We start from the raw sequence: 14,847 nt of genomic DNA on the forward strand, positions 1-14,847 counted from the left end.
GAATAAAAATGCGTTTTTCTCAATTTTTCATACCTACAACTAAAGAAACCCCAAAAGATGCAGTTTTAAAAAGCCATCAATATCTTATTCGTGGTGGTTATATTCATCAAGTTGGAAGTGGAATCTATAATTTTTTACCACTTGGAAAAAGAGTGCTAGATAAAATTTCTAAAATTATCAAGGAAGAAATGGACAGGGCTGGTGCGATTGAAATTATGATGGGCTTTACTACCCCAGCAGAATTATGGAAGCAGACAGGACGCTATGATAAATATGGCAAAGAGCTTTTGAGATTTAAAGATAGAAAGGATAATGAGTTTGTTTTAGGGCCGACATGTGAAGAAACAGTAACAGATATTGCAAAAAACTTTATTAAAAGCTATAAAAATTTACCATTAAATCTTTATCAAATTCACTTAAAGTTTAGAGATGAGGTGCGACCGAGATTTGGATTGATGCGTGGTAGGGAATTTGTCATGAAAGATGCTTATAGTTTTCATTCAAGCTATGAGGATTTAAATAAAGAGTTTGAAAATATGCATCAAACATATCAAAGAATTTTTCATAGGCTTGGTCTTGATTTTAGAGTGGTGGATGCAGATAGTGGAGCTATTGGTGGAAGTGGGAGTAAGGAGTTTATGGTTTTGGCTGATTGTGGAGAAGATACAATTGCTATTTGCAATCAGTGTGATTATGCTTCAAATATTGAAGCTGCTAAAAGACAAAAACGCACAACACAAGCAATAGCTCCAAAAGCAGAATTTGCAAAATTTAATACCCCAAATATTTCTAGTGTTAAAGATTTATGTGAGTTTTTTAAGATTGATGCTTTTTATATTCTTAAGGCAGTGGTTAAAAAAATTATCTTTTTACCAGAATCACAAAAAGAATCAGCTCTTGCTTTTTTCTTTTTAAGAGGAGATGATGAGCTAGAAGAAACCAAAGCGCTTAATGTGCTAAATAACTTTGGAGCAGGTGCGCTAGAGATTGTTGATGCGACACAGCAAGATATTAGAGAAGCACAGCTTTTTGAAGGTTTTATAGGGCCTTATGCTCTAAAGAATCTTACACAGAGCGACTTTATTTTCTTTGATGAGGATTTGAGAGAAGAGAGAGATTTGATTTGTGGAGCTAATGAGATTGATAAGCATTTTGTTGGTGTGGATTTAAGCACTTTTGATGGTTTGAAATATGCGGATTTAGCCAAGATTAAAGAAGGAGATTTGTGTCCTCATTGTGAAGGTGTTATTGCTTATAAAAAAGGGATTGAGGTCGGGCATATTTTTAAATTAGCAGATCGATATTCTAAAGATATGAATGCAGTATTCTTAGATTCTAATGGTAAAAGTATGCCATTTATTATGGGATGTTATGGGATTGGTGTTTCAAGACTACTTCCAGCAATTTTGGAGCAAAAGAGTGATGAGCTTGGTTGTGTTTGGAGTGTAACAACAGCACCTTTTTTGGTTGATATTATTCTTTCAAACACAAAAGATGATAGACAAGTGGATTTTGCAAATTTGCTTTATGAAAAACTACAAAAAGATTCTATTGAAGTATTATTGGATGATAGAAATGAGCGTTTTGGGTTTAAGATGAAGGATTTTGAACTCATTGGCATAAGCTTTGGAATCATTGTAGGCAAGGAATTAGAAAATAATCAAGTAGAATTAGTTGTAAGAGATGGTATGCAAAAGCAAGTGATATCAGCAGATATTGAAAAAATTACAACTCTCATCAAGGAAAAATTATGAATTTTTTTAGAATTTTCTTTTTGATTTATCTGATTTTAGAAATCATTGGGGTGGTTTATGTAGGAAAGCATTTTGGTGTTTTTATCATGTTTTCAGAAATGATTATTAGTGCTTTTATTGGGGGTCTTATTATCTTAAATACACAGGCAAATATTTTAGATACCTTGAGAGGTTTTTCTCAAAGTAGTGCAAATCCTATGGATTTTGTGAGAGGTAATTTTGCAAAAGCTTTTGGAGGATTACTATTGATTTTTCCAGGGGTATTTTGTGATATTTTTGGAGTGCTTATTCTTATTAATGCTTATTTTATTTTAAAACCTAAGCAAACATTTCAAGATAAAAATTCTGATGAAGATATTATTGATATTGAAGTATTAGAAAAGGATGAGGGTAAATCGTGAGAGAAATAGTAATTGGAACAAGAGGAAGTTTGCTTGCATTGTGGCAAGCAGAACATATTAAAAAAAGATTGCAAGAAGAACTAGGTATTGCTTGCAGACTTGAGATTGTTAAGACAAAAGGGGATAAAATTTTAGATGTACCACTTGCAAAGATTGGGGGCAAGGGGCTTTTTACAAAAGAGCTTGAAGAGCTTTTGTTAAGGAAAGAGATAGATTTAGCGGTGCATTCACTTAAAGATGTTCCTGTTGAGTTTGTTGATGGCTTAAATCTTGCTTGTATTACAAAAAGAGAAGATGTGAGAGATTGTTTTTTGAGTGTTAAATATCCCAATTTACAATCCTTGCCTTTAAATGCAAAAGTTGGCACTACTTCATTGCGTCGTTCTATGCAATTAAAAGCTTTGCGTCAAGATTTGGATACGCAAAGCTTAAGAGGCAATGTGCAGACAAGATTAAAGCGTCTTTTTGATGGTGATTTTGATGCCATTATTTTGGCAAAAGCAGGACTTAATCGCTTGGAAATTTCTCAAGATGAAATACCTTTTATGCAAGTTTTTGAAATAGATGAGATGATACCTGCAATGGGTCAGGGTGCATTGGGAATAGAAGCACGAATTACAGATCCTTTGTTTTCTCAACTTTTTGCTTTAAATGATGATGAGACTTTTATTTGCACACAAGCTGAAAGATCTTTTATTAGAGCATTAAATGGTGGATGTCAAGTCCCTATAGGGGTTCATGCGGAAATTGAAGGTGCTAATATAAGACTGAGTGCTATTTTGGGTTTGCCAAATGGTGAAAAGATTTTAAAAGAAAGCCTTTGTGGAGCAAAAAAAGATTTTGAAAAACTTGGTATATCTTTAGCACAAAGTTTTATAAAAAAAGGTGCAATGGAAATTTTAGCAGAAGCACAAGAAATGGCTTTTGCTTAATTTTTATAGTTTTTCAAAAATAGTTTTAGCTTTTAGAATCCATATTGATAATGCAATAAATGCGATACTGCTTAGTATAATATAAGCATTTTGATATCCTAAATATTGGGCTGTAAAGCCACCAAGAGTGCTACTTAGTGCCCCTCCAATACTTCCTATGGTGATGATAAAAGAAAAACCCGTATTGATATAACCGCTCCCTTTTAATAAAATGACTGCAATAAGTGGCAAAATTATTCCCGTGATTCCAGCCCCTATACCATCTAGTATTTGTGCAATTATCATTGCAAGCATATTTTCATAACAACCAGCAATATATCCACGAAGAATAAGTGCACATAAGGCAATTGACATTAAATAAAAATAGATTTTAGGATTATGGGTTTTTTTGATGATATTAGCACTAAAAAAGACAACTATAATCATAGTAGTTTGTGCAATGATTATAGTTATAGCAGCATATGCTCCAGTTGTATCAATACCTAGCGTATGTGCCCTTTGGCTAAGTAAAGGGAGCATATGTGCATTGCTTAAGTGAAAACAAAACATTATAAAGCTTATCAGTAAAATTTTTTTATTCCATAGAATGCTCCAGAATGGACGGTATGTGGAATTATTGTTTTTACCCCTAGCAATAGTGTCATTAATAGAATCTTTAGGTATAAAACTTAGGATAAAAAGTGAAAAAATTCCCATAAGAATAGTAATAATAAAAATGGATTTAATCCCATAAAAATATGCAAAACCAAGGCTTATTATTGCACCAAAGACAGTTCCAGCATGCTTGTAGATTTCATTTTTGCTTGTTTGTTGTGTGTATTTATTTTGTCCAACAATCCCAAGAGTAATGGCTGTAAATGCAGGTGCAAGAAAGGTTCCGCTAAGTGTAATTAGGGATTGTGCGATAAGAACAAAAACAAAAGAATTGATAAAATAAATACATAAAATTGCTACAAGTATTAAAATAATCGCAATAGCTATCATAAATCGCTTATGAGTCGATCTATCAATGAGTATTCCAAATGGAACTCCAAGACACAAAGCACTTAGAGAAGCAAAGGTCATAATAAACCCAATTTGACTCTCTAAAAAAGATTGTTCTTTCAGAAAAACACCAAGATAAGGTCCTAAACCATCTCTTACATCAGCAATAAAAAAATTTAGCCAAGCCAAAAGACCTGAAGCCATTAAGAAACCCTTAAACAAAAATATAGAGAGTATATCTTATTTGATATAATTAAGCTTAAAGATTTTAGTTAAGGAAACAAAATGCAAAATATAAATTTAAATGATCGCATTCCAGCAAAAGGGTTTGCGGTTTTCTCAAAGACAGATACTTTTAAGCCTTTTGCTTTTAGCAGACACCCAGTTGGGGCAAATGATATTTTGATAGAAATTCTTTATGCTGGAATTTGTCATAGTGATATCCATAGTGCAAGGAGTGAATGGAAAGAGGGTATTTATCCTATGGTTCCAGGTCATGAAATTGCAGGTAGAGTAGTGGCTGTTGGGGCAAAAGTGACTAAATTTAAAGTAGGGGATTATGCAGGTGTTGGTTGTATGGTAAATAGTTGCGGGGAATGTGAAGCATGCAAAAAATCTCAAGAGCAATTTTGCCAAAAAAAACAAACAATTTTCACCTATGATTGTCTAGATTGCTTTCATGATAATGAACCCACATACGGAGGGTATTCCAATAATATTGTAGTAAGTGAAAAATTTGCTATCAATGTTCCAAAAGATGCCCCTCTTGATAAAGTTGCACCTTTGCTTTGCGCAGGGATTACCACTTATGCACCTTTGAAATTTTCTAATGTGAAAGCAGGGGATAAAGTAGCAGTTGCTGGTTTTGGGGGGTTGGGCAGTATGGCTGTAAAATATGCGATTAAAATGGGTGCTGAAGTTTATGTTTTTGCAAGAAATGAGCTTAAAAAACAAGATGCCCTAGATATGGGAGTTAGTGGCTTTTATACAAGCACAAGAGGAGTAAAGGAGAGGTTTGATTTAATCATTTCTACCATTCCAACTGCTTATGATGTTCATAGTTATCTTAATCTTTTGAAGTTTGGTGGAGAAATGGCAATCGTAGGATTGCCTCCAAGAGAATGTAGTCCAAAAATTGACACAATGAGTTTGGTTTTTGATGCAGGAAAAAAGGTATATGGTTCTTTGATTGGTGGGATTGCACAAACACAAGAGATGTTAGATTTTTCACTTAAACATAAAATTTATCCTGAAATTGAAGTGATTTCTGTAGAGCAAATCAATGAAGCTTATGAAAAACTCACCAATGGCAAAGCAAGGTTTAGATATGTCATTGACATGAAAACATTGCAATAGTGATAATTTGTAATTTATGGTAAAATCCAAAACTAAAAAATAAAAGGCGATAAATGTCCATTAACTATAAAGATTCTGGGGTGAATATTGATGAGGGGAATGCCTTTGTTGAAGCAATTAAAGATGAAGTAAAAAAGACTTATGATAAAAATGTTTTAGGAAGTTTGGGTTCTTTTGCAGGGGCTTATGCGCTTCCTAGTGGATATAAAGAGCCAGTAATGCTTGGTGCTACAGATGGAGTGGGGACAAAGTTAAAGCTTGCCATTGAGAGCAATAAACTTGATAATGTCGGGATAGATTTAGTAGCAATGTGTGTAAATGATCTTATTTGCAACTTTGGAATCCCTGCATTTTTTTTAGATTATTATGCGACAGGAAAATTAGATAAACTTAGTGCTGCAAGAGTATTGCAAGGAATTGTAAAAGGTTGTCAAGAGGCAGAATGTGCGCTTATTGGTGGCGAGACTGCAGAAATGCCTGGAATGTATCAAGGAAAGGATTTTGATTTAGCAGGTTTTGCAGTGGGGATTGCTGAAAAATCACACTTAAATAAAAATCAAAATATACAAAAAGGGCAATATTTAGTGGCACTCCCAAGTAGCGGATTGCACAGCAATGGTTTTTCTTTAGTAAGAAAAATTCTTTTTGAGGTTTTAAAAAAAGATTTTAATGAGGATTTTGATGGAAGGGCGTTGATTGATGTTTTATTGGAGCCTACAAGAATTTATGTAAAACTTTTTAAACAAGTGCAAAATCATATCGAAGGATTAGCACATATTACAGGTGGTGGGATATTAGAAAATATTCCACGAATTTTTCCAGATCATCTTGGGGCAGTGGTGGATAAAAAATCCATCAAAATACCAAAAATTTTCCAATTCCTAGCACAGCATGTTGAAACAGAAGAAAGCTTCAGGGTGTTTAATATGGGTGTGGGAATGGTATTGGTGGTAAAACCACAAAATCTTGATTTTATCTTAAAAAATACAGATGGCTATGTCATAGGTGAAGTAGTGGATACGCATAAAGGCATCAGCCTAGAATGATAAAATCAATCTTTAAATTTTTCTTTTTACATACTACTCCTTTTTTGTTTTTGATTTGTTCTTGTATTTTTTATTTGGGTTGTATGGCATATTTCTATGACAAAGAGATTTGGAATCATTGGGTTGTTGAGGTGCGACAATATGCTATTAAAGAAGATAAAACTAAGCTGTTATTTTATAAGCAAGAGCAAGTAGAGCAAAAGATTTATCGAGCAAAAGCTAATGTTTTAAATATTAGAGAATTACCATCAGTTGATTCTAAAATCATAGGCAAGATTTACAAAAATCAAGAAGTAGTGATTTTTGATATTGAAAATAGTTGGGGAAAAATGCAAAAAGGCTATGTTTTTTTAGATCCAAAAAATATTCAAAAGCTAGATCAGACATATCAAAAGCCTAATCTAGAGCAAATGGCATTTTATAAAGTAAAGGTTTTAGCAGCCAATATTAGAAAAGAGCCTTTATCAGATTCCCCAATCATTACAAAAGCTTATCAAGGCAGTATCATAGAGGTTCAAGAAATAGATGCAATATGGGGTAAGACTAAAGATGGTTTTGTTGCATTGAGGCTTTTAGAAAAAGTCGATGAATAAACAATTTTGTGTTTTTGGCAACCCTATCGCACACTCCCTATCCCCCCAAATGCATAATTTTGCATTTGAATTTTTACAAAATGATATAGGTTTTAGGGGAAGTTATGGGAGATATCTATTAAAAGATGCAGATAATCTTGCAAAGAGTTTTTATGACTTAAGGCTTGATGGTGCAAATATCACACTTCCTTTTAAGGAGAATGCATTTGAACAAAGCGATAGAGTGGAAGGCATTGCACAAAAGATACAAGCAGTAAATACTTGGGTTTTGAGAGATAAAAAGATTTATGGTTACAATACTGATGCAGAAGGTTTTTACCAAACTATTAAAGATTTTAATTTTAAAAATGCTCTTATTTTAGGCGCAGGAGGTTCTGCTAAGGCAATAGCTTTTATATTGCAAGAAAAAAAAATCACCCCAACAATACTCAATCGTTCATTAGAACGCATAAGATTATTACAGAAAGATTTTGATTGTTTCACTCCGCATAACTTTAAAGCACAGCGATTTGATTTAATCATCAATACTACTTCAGCAAGCCTGAAAAATACTTTGCCATTTGAAAAAGAGTTTTTGCAAGATCTTTTGTGTAATGCAAAATATGCTTATGATTTGATGTATGCAAAACAAACACCATTTTTGCAATTAGCAAAGAGCTTTGTCCCCATAAAAGATGGTAGAGATATGCTCATAGCACAAGGTGCATTAGCATTTGAATTATTTTGTGCAAAAAAAATCCCCCAAGCTTTTTCTTTGATGCAAAAGGCATTGCAATGAATGATTTTTTGTTTCAAATTATTTTTGGTATCAAAATCATTCCAAAAAAATATCAAACACTTTTCTCTAGGCTTCAAAAATTACATTGTATTAAAAAATTAGAATCTAAATTTATTTTAGATTCTAATTTTGTTATCGGCAGTATTGATATTACAAGAAATCAAAATGCCTTTCTTTGTGATTTGGCAAAAAAGCAAGATTATAGAATCTCCAATCGCATTAAAAATCTTCAAAAAGGTGATATTGCGCTTGCAAAGCTTGTGCGACAAAAAGGAAAGCTAAAAGCCAAGATTATTGATATTTTGCATTCTACACATCAGATTTTGTGCTATTTGGATTTACACAAGGGAAATATCGTAGCCTATAAGCTTTATGATTCTAAACCCCATCCCTTGCATTTGCCAATCTCACAAAAATCCCTTAGGCAATTGCCAAGATATTGCGTCATTCTTCTTGATATGAAAAACAAAAAAATCCTAGATATTTTAGGAATCTTAAATGATCTAAAAATTGATGAAAAAATAATGCTTTATTTATACCACCATCCCTTTGAATTCTCCAAAGAATGCGAGGATTATGCCAATAGCTTTGGCACTCAGGTGGATAAAAAAATGTATCCCAATCGTATAGATTTAACACATCTTCCTTTTTATACCATAGATCCTATTGGTGCAAAAGATCACGATGATGCAATTTATTATGATGTAAAAAATAAAACACTTTATGTAGCTATCGCAGATGTTAGCGAGTATGTAACCCTTGATAGTGTTATCGATAGCCAGGCTTTTCAAAGAGGTTTTAGCTTGTATTTTCCGCATAAAAGCTACCCAATGCTCCCTCAGAATCTAAGTCAAAATATCTGCTCTTTAAAGCAAGATTGTGATCGTCTTGCTTTTGTGTGGAAAATAGAATTTGATAAAAAATACCAAATAAAAAATGCAAGTTTATTTGAGGCAGTGATTTGCAATCATCAAAATATGAGCTATGAAATGGTAGATATGATGTTAGATTCCAAAAAGCATTCTATTAAAAAAGAAATAGCTTCAAATATCAAGAGTTTTTATAAAGTAGCTTTGAAATTAAAACAAGAGCGCTTAAAAAATGGCTTTAATTTTCAAAGCGATGAAATATCCTTAGAGCTTGATGAAAATTCTGAAATAAAATCCATTAAACCCTACGAAGAGACAAAAAGCCATTGTATTATAGAAGAAGCAATGCTACTTGCAAACAAGCAGTCAGCCTTGATGTTGCAAGATTTTAAATCAGGGATTTATCGTATCCATCAACCCATAAAAGAAGAAAAAGCAAGAATGCTTTTTTTTGATTTGAAAAATCTAGGTTTTGAAATAAAAGGGAAGGATTTTCACACCCAAATTGTAAATATCCAATCCCAAGCCAAAGCACAAAACCTCCTTGCACAAATTGATAAGATGATTATCAAAGCACAAAATAAAGCAGAATATGATTCTAAACCCAAAGAGCATTTTGCCTTAGGATTTCAAGCTTATACCCATTTCACTTCGCCTATTCGTAGATATAGCGATCTCTCACTGCATAGAATCTTAAAAGAAATTTTAAAATCAAGTAAGCAGATAGATTTTTTATTAGATAAAATGCAAGCAGTATGTGCTCATCTCAATGAGCAAGAAAAAAAGATAGCAAAAATTGAAATAGGCTTTAAGGATAGAAAATATATGCATTGGGCAGCTAAAAACAAGGGGGTAAGAATCAAAGCAAGTGTGATTGATGAAAACTATCCAATCCTTGCTAATGCTCTTGAAAAAATAGAAGGAGCAAGGTTTGTGATAGAAGATGCTACAAGAGAAGTTTTGCGTTTTGAAGAAATTGTAGTAGAAATTCAAGATATCGATTTGATAAATGCTAGAATCTATGCAAAAATCATTTAAAGTTTTAGCACGATGTATAAAAAAGATTTAGATACCTATCTGACAAAATCCACCCCAAAGGCAGCCTTGCTTTATGGGGAGAGTAATTTTTTTATTGATTTTTATACCAAAAAGATTATTGCAAAAATCCCAGATGCCAATGTCAGCACTTTTTATTTTGCTGATTATCAGCTTGATGCAACATTGGACATCCTCTCTCAAGGAAGCTTATTTGGAGATAAGAGTATTGTGGTGCTAAAGCTTGATTCTAAACTTCCTAAAAAAGATATAGATTTATTATTAGAATCTATTAAAAACACAGAGAATGCCTTAATCATAAATTTTTATCACTCTGAGAGCAAAACCCCTGTGCAATATGCTCAAGATTGTAGAACCTTTGCAAGTGCTTTTAAGGGTGATGGGGTGATTGAAGTGCGATTTTTTGCACCAAATATGACAGATAATATGACTTTGTTAAAACAAAAAGCAAAAGAGTTAAATTTGCAAATCCAAGATAATCTTTTGCTTTTTATCTTACAAATGCAAAACAATGATATTTCCCTAGCACTCAGTGAATTAGAAAAATATCAAAATTATGATGAAGTTATCACCAAAGAATTGGTAGAAAATCTCTCCTATGGACTAGGAAGCATTAGTATAGATGATTTTTTTGACATCTTTTTTGAAAAAAGAGATTTTTTACCCACCTATGAAAAAATGCAAGAAGAGGGGCTAGATTCTAATGATCTTTTAAAAGAGATGGAGCGTTATTTTTTTATTCTTTTTATGTTTAGTGCCTATGCAAAAACACATCAAAACAATGTGGATGCTAAAGAGATTTTAGGCTATCAACCCCCAAACTTTATTATAGATAAATATATACGACGCATTGCCAAGCTCAAAGAGGTGCATTTTCAATCCATCTTTGAGATTTTGCGTCACTGGCGTATCCAATCTTTTAGAGGTGAAAAAACAGCAGATATCTGTGCTTTAATAAAAATAAAAGCATTTCTCTGATATAATCCAAGCTTCTTTTTATATCCATAAAAAGAAATATAACCTTGCTCTTTGAAAAAAGGGCTATAAAACCACAAGGAGATGTAATGAAACATTATGAAACAATGTTTATTATCAAGCCTACTTTAGTAGAAGAAGAAATCAAAGCAAAGATTGATTTTTATAAAGAGGCGATTACAAAAAATGGAGGCAGTATTGAAACTTGCCTAGATATGGGTATGAGAAATCTTGCTTATGAAATCAAAAAAAATAAGCGTGGATATTATTTTGTGATTTATTTCAAAGCACAGCCAAGTATGGTTTTGGAGCTTGAGAGACTTTATCGTATCAATGAAGATATTTTACGATTTATCGTTATCAAATATGAAAACAAAAAAGAGCAAAGAGCTTGGCAAACTCTAGTAGATAGAGCAAACAAAAAGCCAGAGCCAAAAGCTCCAAAAAAAGAAAAAGTAGAAGAAAAAGAACAAACACAAGAGAGTGCAGAGTAATCTAAAGTAGGTGAGAGATGTTTAATAAGGTAGTGATGATTGGTAATTTGACTCGTGATGTAGAGTTGCGATATCTTCCAAGTGGAGCAGCTTTAGCGACCATAGGTTTGGCGAGTAATCGCAGATTTAAAAAGCAAGATGGAAGTATGGCAGATGAATCTTGTTTTATTGATGTAAAACTTTTTGGCAGAACCGCAGAAATTGCAAACCAATACCTCAAAAAAGGCTCAAAAGTCCTCATTGAAGGAAGATTGACCTATGAGACTTGGACAGATCAAATGGGTGCTAAAAAAAGCAGACATACCATCACAGCAGAAAGTATGAGTATGCTAGATAGTAAATCAGCAGCTCCAAGTGAGAGCTATGAAACCCAAGAAAATGCAAATGCTTATGCACAAAGCTATACACCAAATAACCAATACCAAAACACTCAAAGCCATACATCACCACAAAAAGATTATGTAAGCAATATTCCAGAAATCAATATTGATGAAGATGAAATACCATTTTAGGAGAAAAATATGGAAAGAAAAAAATATTCAAAAAGATACTGTAGATATACAGAAGCAAAGATAGAATTTATCGATTATAAAGATGTAGAAATGCTAAAGCATTCTTTATCTGAAAGATATAAAATTATGCCAAGAAGACTTACAGGCAATACAAAAAAATGGCAAGAGCGCGTAGAAGTAGCTATCAAAAGAGCTAGACATATGGCACTTATCCCATATATTGTAGATAGAAAATCTGTAGTAGAAAACCCTTTCAAAATCTAACTTTATTTTAATAAACCCTACCAAATTTTATTAGTAGGGTTTGATTATGGTTGTAATTATCTAAATAACTTAAATTTGTCTATATTTATCCCCCTCCCCCTTTTTTTTATAACCAATCGATATTATTGTTAATGATTTTTTTGTCCTTTTGTTTTTATAGTCATTTTCTTTCTATAACCTTTTTCATTAACTTTAGTAAATAAGTTTTAAAAAAAATTCAAAAAAAGCAATTTTTTAATATATAATTTTTGTCTTACTTTAAAAATAAAGAGCCTAAATACTTTTAAAGTAAAAAATAAAATCTTAAAAAAGGAGTTTTTGTTATGGAACAAAAATTTGATGTAATGAGGGGGGGGGGTATAGTAATTCTTTAAATGCTTCTTTCTCTACAAAAGATTCAAACAACTCAAAAAAATTTTTCAAACCTTTAATTGCTAGTTCTCTAGCTTTGTTTTTAAGTGCAAATATTGCAAGTGCAGGTAGTAGTTGGAGTGGTAGTGGTGAAGTAAATAATTCCCAAAGTACTGATAATTGTACCAATGCTGTATGTGCTTACACATCTCACGGGAATTTTACTAAGGGGAGTGGTGCTAATACTTTAAATTTTCAAGGTACAACAAGAATAACAGATAGTGCTTACACTCTCACTGCAAAAGGTGTAACGATTAATGTAACTGCACCAACAAATACTACAGCTAATATGATAGATGTTAAAAATAGAATAACTCTTAATCTTGCAGATTCTTATCTAAAATTTCAAGATCAAGCTACAGGAATAGCTGAGCACTTTCTAAGAGCTATAGATAATGGTGCTAGTTTAACTGCAACCTTCAATGGTGGTATTGGAAAAGAAAATATTGGTGGACAAGATTATAATAATATTGCTTTTTATGGAACAATGTCAATTCAAAGTACCAATAACAACAGTAATAGTATAAAATTTAATAATGGTGCTAGTATGATTGGTTATTTTAATTTAGGTACTAGTGCAGCTAAAATTGATGCAACTGTTGATTTTATCGGTGGCGGAAGTTTAGTGGCTATAGGTAATGATCATTATATTAATAAAACAGAAAATGTTAAAGGTAAGGCAATTAATATATCACAAGCTAGTGCTACAGGTGGAAAATTGCCAACTGTCTTTACTATCAATTTTGGTGAAAGCAGAAAAGTAGAAACAGTTGCAACTACTGATAAGGATACCTTACTTGATAAAGATGGTGTAGTAGTTGGTGCTATTGGTAATAGCAATGGAAAAAAAGTTACTACTCAAGAAAATACAACAGTTTCTGATAATCAAACCCTAATCACCAATGCTATTAGAGGTGATATTTCTGTGGGAGGATATGGTACATCAACATCTACTTTAAACCTTAATTTTTACAACAAAGGTTTGATAGAAGGAAAAATTGAGGCTAGGGATAGTAGTGCCCAAGTAAATGCAAACTTTACTAATGATGGAACTATTAAATCAGATTCTATCAGCGGTAATTTAAAGGCTATCTTTACTACAACAGGAAATGTTCAATCAGATGCTATTTCTACAGATGTAGGGGCGATTTATCTACAAGGTTCAGATGGACAAACTCTACAAGTAGATCAAAAAACTAAAGGATTAGCTCTATCTGTAACAGGAAGTGGTGGTAAAAGTGATAGAAAAATTTTCATCACAGATTATGATGCAACTAGTGGATTTAAAGAAGACCAAGATGCCAATACTGGCGGAACCCTTACACTTAATGCAAAAAGCCTTACTATGAGTAATAATGATGGTAGTAGCAAGGGACAGCAATTTGTAGTAGATTATAAAGATGGTAGTGTTGTGATTAATAGTGGAGAGAAGGATAAGAAGAGTATTACAATATCTCAGCTTGGTCATACCAATATTATTCGTTTTAGAGATGAGAATAGCACTTCTTCTTCAATCACTATTGGTAGTGATGGAAATAACAATGGTGATGTCTTTACAAGTGGTGCAAAAGGTAAAACACTTTTCCAAGCAAAAACTATCACCATCAATGGTGGTATTTATGGAAGTGGAGGTTTTGATCTTTCTGGTAATGCAACATTTACTGCATATGACACTCTAAGCACAGATTTTGTAGGGATTATAAAAACTGATGGTAGCGGAGGTAATGGATCAAAATACAACAACACTATCACAGCACAAACAATCAAAATCAATCCTGCAGGAACCAAAGGACTTAGTGCTAATAACGGAAGTTCAGCTGCAATAACTAGAGGGGGTAATATAGCTATCTTTAATAATATTAGTGGCGGTAACAACACTATCATCTCTGAAAATACATCAGGAACAAATAATTCCTTAATCCTTGGTGATGTGGTCAATTATAATGGAAGCAATAATATAAAAATTAGTGGACAGAGTGCTGCAACTTTACCAAGTCTTGTAGGTAATATCACAACTAATAGCGGAAGCAATAATATTGTCTTTGTAAATACTCTTTTAGCACCAAGTAATATTGCAGATATTTTTGCTAAACAAGCAGGAGGTCAATCTCCACAAACTACTGATACTGCTACTACTGCTGCTATAGCTACTTATCTTGGCACAGGTGCTACAGTGGGTAATATCACAACTAAAAGTGGAACTACAAACTTAGTTTTAAGACAAGCAGCTTCAAGCACTACTAATGGTATTATTCCAATCTATACTGTTAAGACAACAGGCGGAACAGCTAATCTTGTAATGCAAGGACCTGTAAATGTAGAGGCTGATATTGATTATGGCACTAGTGGAATTACAAACCTTATTTTTGCAAGTAATAATGATGGAAAAACAGCTGATGAATTTAAAAATGGAGTGGCGGGT

14 protein-coding genes are annotated in these 14,847 nt (G+C 32.8%); 13 read left to right on the top strand and 1 reads right to left on the bottom strand.

Going from position 1 to position 14,847, the window contains the following annotated elements; all coding sequences use genetic code 11:
* Positions 1-8 precede the first annotated feature (8 nt).
* From CQA57_RS05275 to hemC, 3 genes are read left to right on the top strand one after another with little or no spacing between them, the layout of a single operon-like run.
* Positions 9-1,754, top strand: a complete 1,746-nt coding sequence (locus tag CQA57_RS05275; protein ID WP_115579189.1) for a proline--tRNA ligase — start codon at positions 9-11, stop codon at positions 1,752-1,754.
* A complete protein-coding gene (locus tag CQA57_RS05280) occupies positions 1,751-2,155 on the top strand; it encodes an FxsA family protein (RefSeq protein WP_115579190.1) in 405 nt (134 codons plus the stop codon). The genes CQA57_RS05275 and CQA57_RS05280 overlap by 4 nt, the downstream gene beginning before the upstream one ends.
* Entirely contained in the window at positions 2,152-3,087 is a 936-nt protein-coding gene (gene hemC / locus CQA57_RS05285) for a hydroxymethylbilane synthase (RefSeq protein WP_147288352.1), read from the top strand. The genes CQA57_RS05280 and hemC overlap by 4 nt, the downstream gene beginning before the upstream one ends.
* 3 nt (positions 3,088-3,090) lie before the next feature.
* Here hemC and CQA57_RS05290 read toward each other — a convergent pair whose 3' ends face one another.
* Complete coding sequence (locus CQA57_RS05290; protein WP_115579192.1) at positions 3,091-4,275, bottom strand: MFS transporter; 1,185 nt, start codon at positions 4,273-4,275, stop codon at positions 3,091-3,093.
* A gap of 81 nt (positions 4,276-4,356) precedes the next feature.
* Between CQA57_RS05290 and CQA57_RS05295 the strand changes: the two genes are divergently transcribed.
* From CQA57_RS05295 to CQA57_RS05340, 10 genes are all read left to right on the top strand, one after another.
* Complete coding sequence (locus CQA57_RS05295) at positions 4,357-5,427, top strand: NAD(P)-dependent alcohol dehydrogenase (protein WP_115579193.1); 1,071 nt, start codon at positions 4,357-4,359, stop codon at positions 5,425-5,427.
* 53 nt (positions 5,428-5,480) lie between these two features.
* Entirely contained in the window at positions 5,481-6,473 is a 993-nt protein-coding gene (purM, locus tag CQA57_RS05300; RefSeq protein WP_115579194.1) for a phosphoribosylformylglycinamidine cyclo-ligase, read from the top strand.
* Entirely contained in the window at positions 6,470-7,066 is a 597-nt protein-coding gene (locus tag CQA57_RS05305) for an SH3 domain-containing protein (protein ID WP_115579195.1), read from the top strand. The genes purM and CQA57_RS05305 overlap by 4 nt, the downstream gene beginning before the upstream one ends.
* The gene (locus CQA57_RS05310) at positions 7,059-7,844 is read left to right on the top strand and encodes a shikimate dehydrogenase (protein WP_115579196.1); all 786 of its coding nucleotides are present in this window, start codon (positions 7,059-7,061) and stop codon (positions 7,842-7,844) included. Before CQA57_RS05305 ends, CQA57_RS05310 begins: the two co-directional genes overlap by 8 nt.
* The gene (locus CQA57_RS05315) at positions 7,841-9,751 is read left to right on the top strand and encodes an RNB domain-containing ribonuclease (protein WP_147288353.1); all 1,911 of its coding nucleotides are present in this window, start codon (positions 7,841-7,843) and stop codon (positions 9,749-9,751) included. Before CQA57_RS05310 ends, CQA57_RS05315 begins: the two co-directional genes overlap by 4 nt.
* Positions 9,752-9,763: 12 nt before the next feature.
* Positions 9,764-10,747, top strand: a complete 984-nt coding sequence (holA, locus tag CQA57_RS05320; protein WP_115579198.1) for a DNA polymerase III subunit delta — start codon at positions 9,764-9,766, stop codon at positions 10,745-10,747.
* An 86-nt stretch (positions 10,748-10,833) separates the two neighbouring features.
* Positions 10,834-11,238: a 30S ribosomal protein S6 gene (gene rpsF, locus CQA57_RS05325; RefSeq protein WP_115579199.1), complete on the top strand. Its 405-nt coding sequence runs from the start codon at positions 10,834-10,836 to the stop codon at positions 11,236-11,238.
* Positions 11,239-11,255: 17 nt separating this feature from the next.
* Positions 11,256-11,750 (top strand): single-stranded DNA-binding protein, encoded by a 495-nt coding sequence (locus CQA57_RS05330; RefSeq protein WP_115579200.1) that lies wholly within the window; start codon positions 11,256-11,258, stop codon positions 11,748-11,750.
* Positions 11,751-11,759: 9 nt separating this feature from the next.
* Positions 11,760-12,014 (top strand): 30S ribosomal protein S18, encoded by a 255-nt coding sequence (gene rpsR / locus CQA57_RS05335; protein ID WP_115579201.1) that lies wholly within the window; start codon positions 11,760-11,762, stop codon positions 12,012-12,014.
* Positions 12,015-12,462: 448 nt separating this feature from the next.
* Positions 12,463-14,847, top strand: a 2,385-nt coding sequence (locus CQA57_RS05340; RefSeq protein ID WP_147288354.1) for a beta strand repeat-containing protein, incomplete at its 3' end; no start/stop codon positions are given.

The organism is Helicobacter anseris, assembly GCF_003364335.1.
GTDB lineage: Bacteria > Campylobacterota > Campylobacteria > Campylobacterales > Helicobacteraceae > Helicobacter_H > Helicobacter_H anseris.

Bases quoted from the DNA above. Each gene is read 5' to 3' on its own strand.
- CQA57_RS05275 (WP_115579189.1), top strand. From the start codon at position 9: ATGCGTTTTTCTCAATTTTTCATACCTACAACTAAAGAAACCCCAAAA.
- CQA57_RS05280 (WP_115579190.1), top strand. From the start codon at position 1,751: ATGAATTTTTTTAGAATTTTCTTTTTGATTTATCTGATTTTAGAAATC.
- CQA57_RS05290 (WP_115579192.1), bottom strand. From the start codon at position 4,275: ATGGCTTCAGGTCTTTTGGCTTGGCTAAATTTTTTTATTGCTGATGTA.
- CQA57_RS05295 (WP_115579193.1), top strand. From the start codon at position 4,357: ATGCAAAATATAAATTTAAATGATCGCATTCCAGCAAAAGGGTTTGCG.
- purM (WP_115579194.1), top strand. From the start codon at position 5,481: ATGTCCATTAACTATAAAGATTCTGGGGTGAATATTGATGAGGGGAAT.
- CQA57_RS05305 (WP_115579195.1), top strand. From the start codon at position 6,470: ATGATAAAATCAATCTTTAAATTTTTCTTTTTACATACTACTCCTTTT.
- CQA57_RS05310 (WP_115579196.1), top strand. From the start codon at position 7,059: ATGAATAAACAATTTTGTGTTTTTGGCAACCCTATCGCACACTCCCTA.
- CQA57_RS05315 (WP_147288353.1), top strand. From the start codon at position 7,841: ATGAATGATTTTTTGTTTCAAATTATTTTTGGTATCAAAATCATTCCA.
- holA (WP_115579198.1), top strand. From the start codon at position 9,764: ATGTATAAAAAAGATTTAGATACCTATCTGACAAAATCCACCCCAAAG.
- rpsF (WP_115579199.1), top strand. From the start codon at position 10,834: ATGAAACATTATGAAACAATGTTTATTATCAAGCCTACTTTAGTAGAA.
- CQA57_RS05330 (WP_115579200.1), top strand. From the start codon at position 11,256: ATGTTTAATAAGGTAGTGATGATTGGTAATTTGACTCGTGATGTAGAG.
- rpsR (WP_115579201.1), top strand. From the start codon at position 11,760: ATGGAAAGAAAAAAATATTCAAAAAGATACTGTAGATATACAGAAGCA.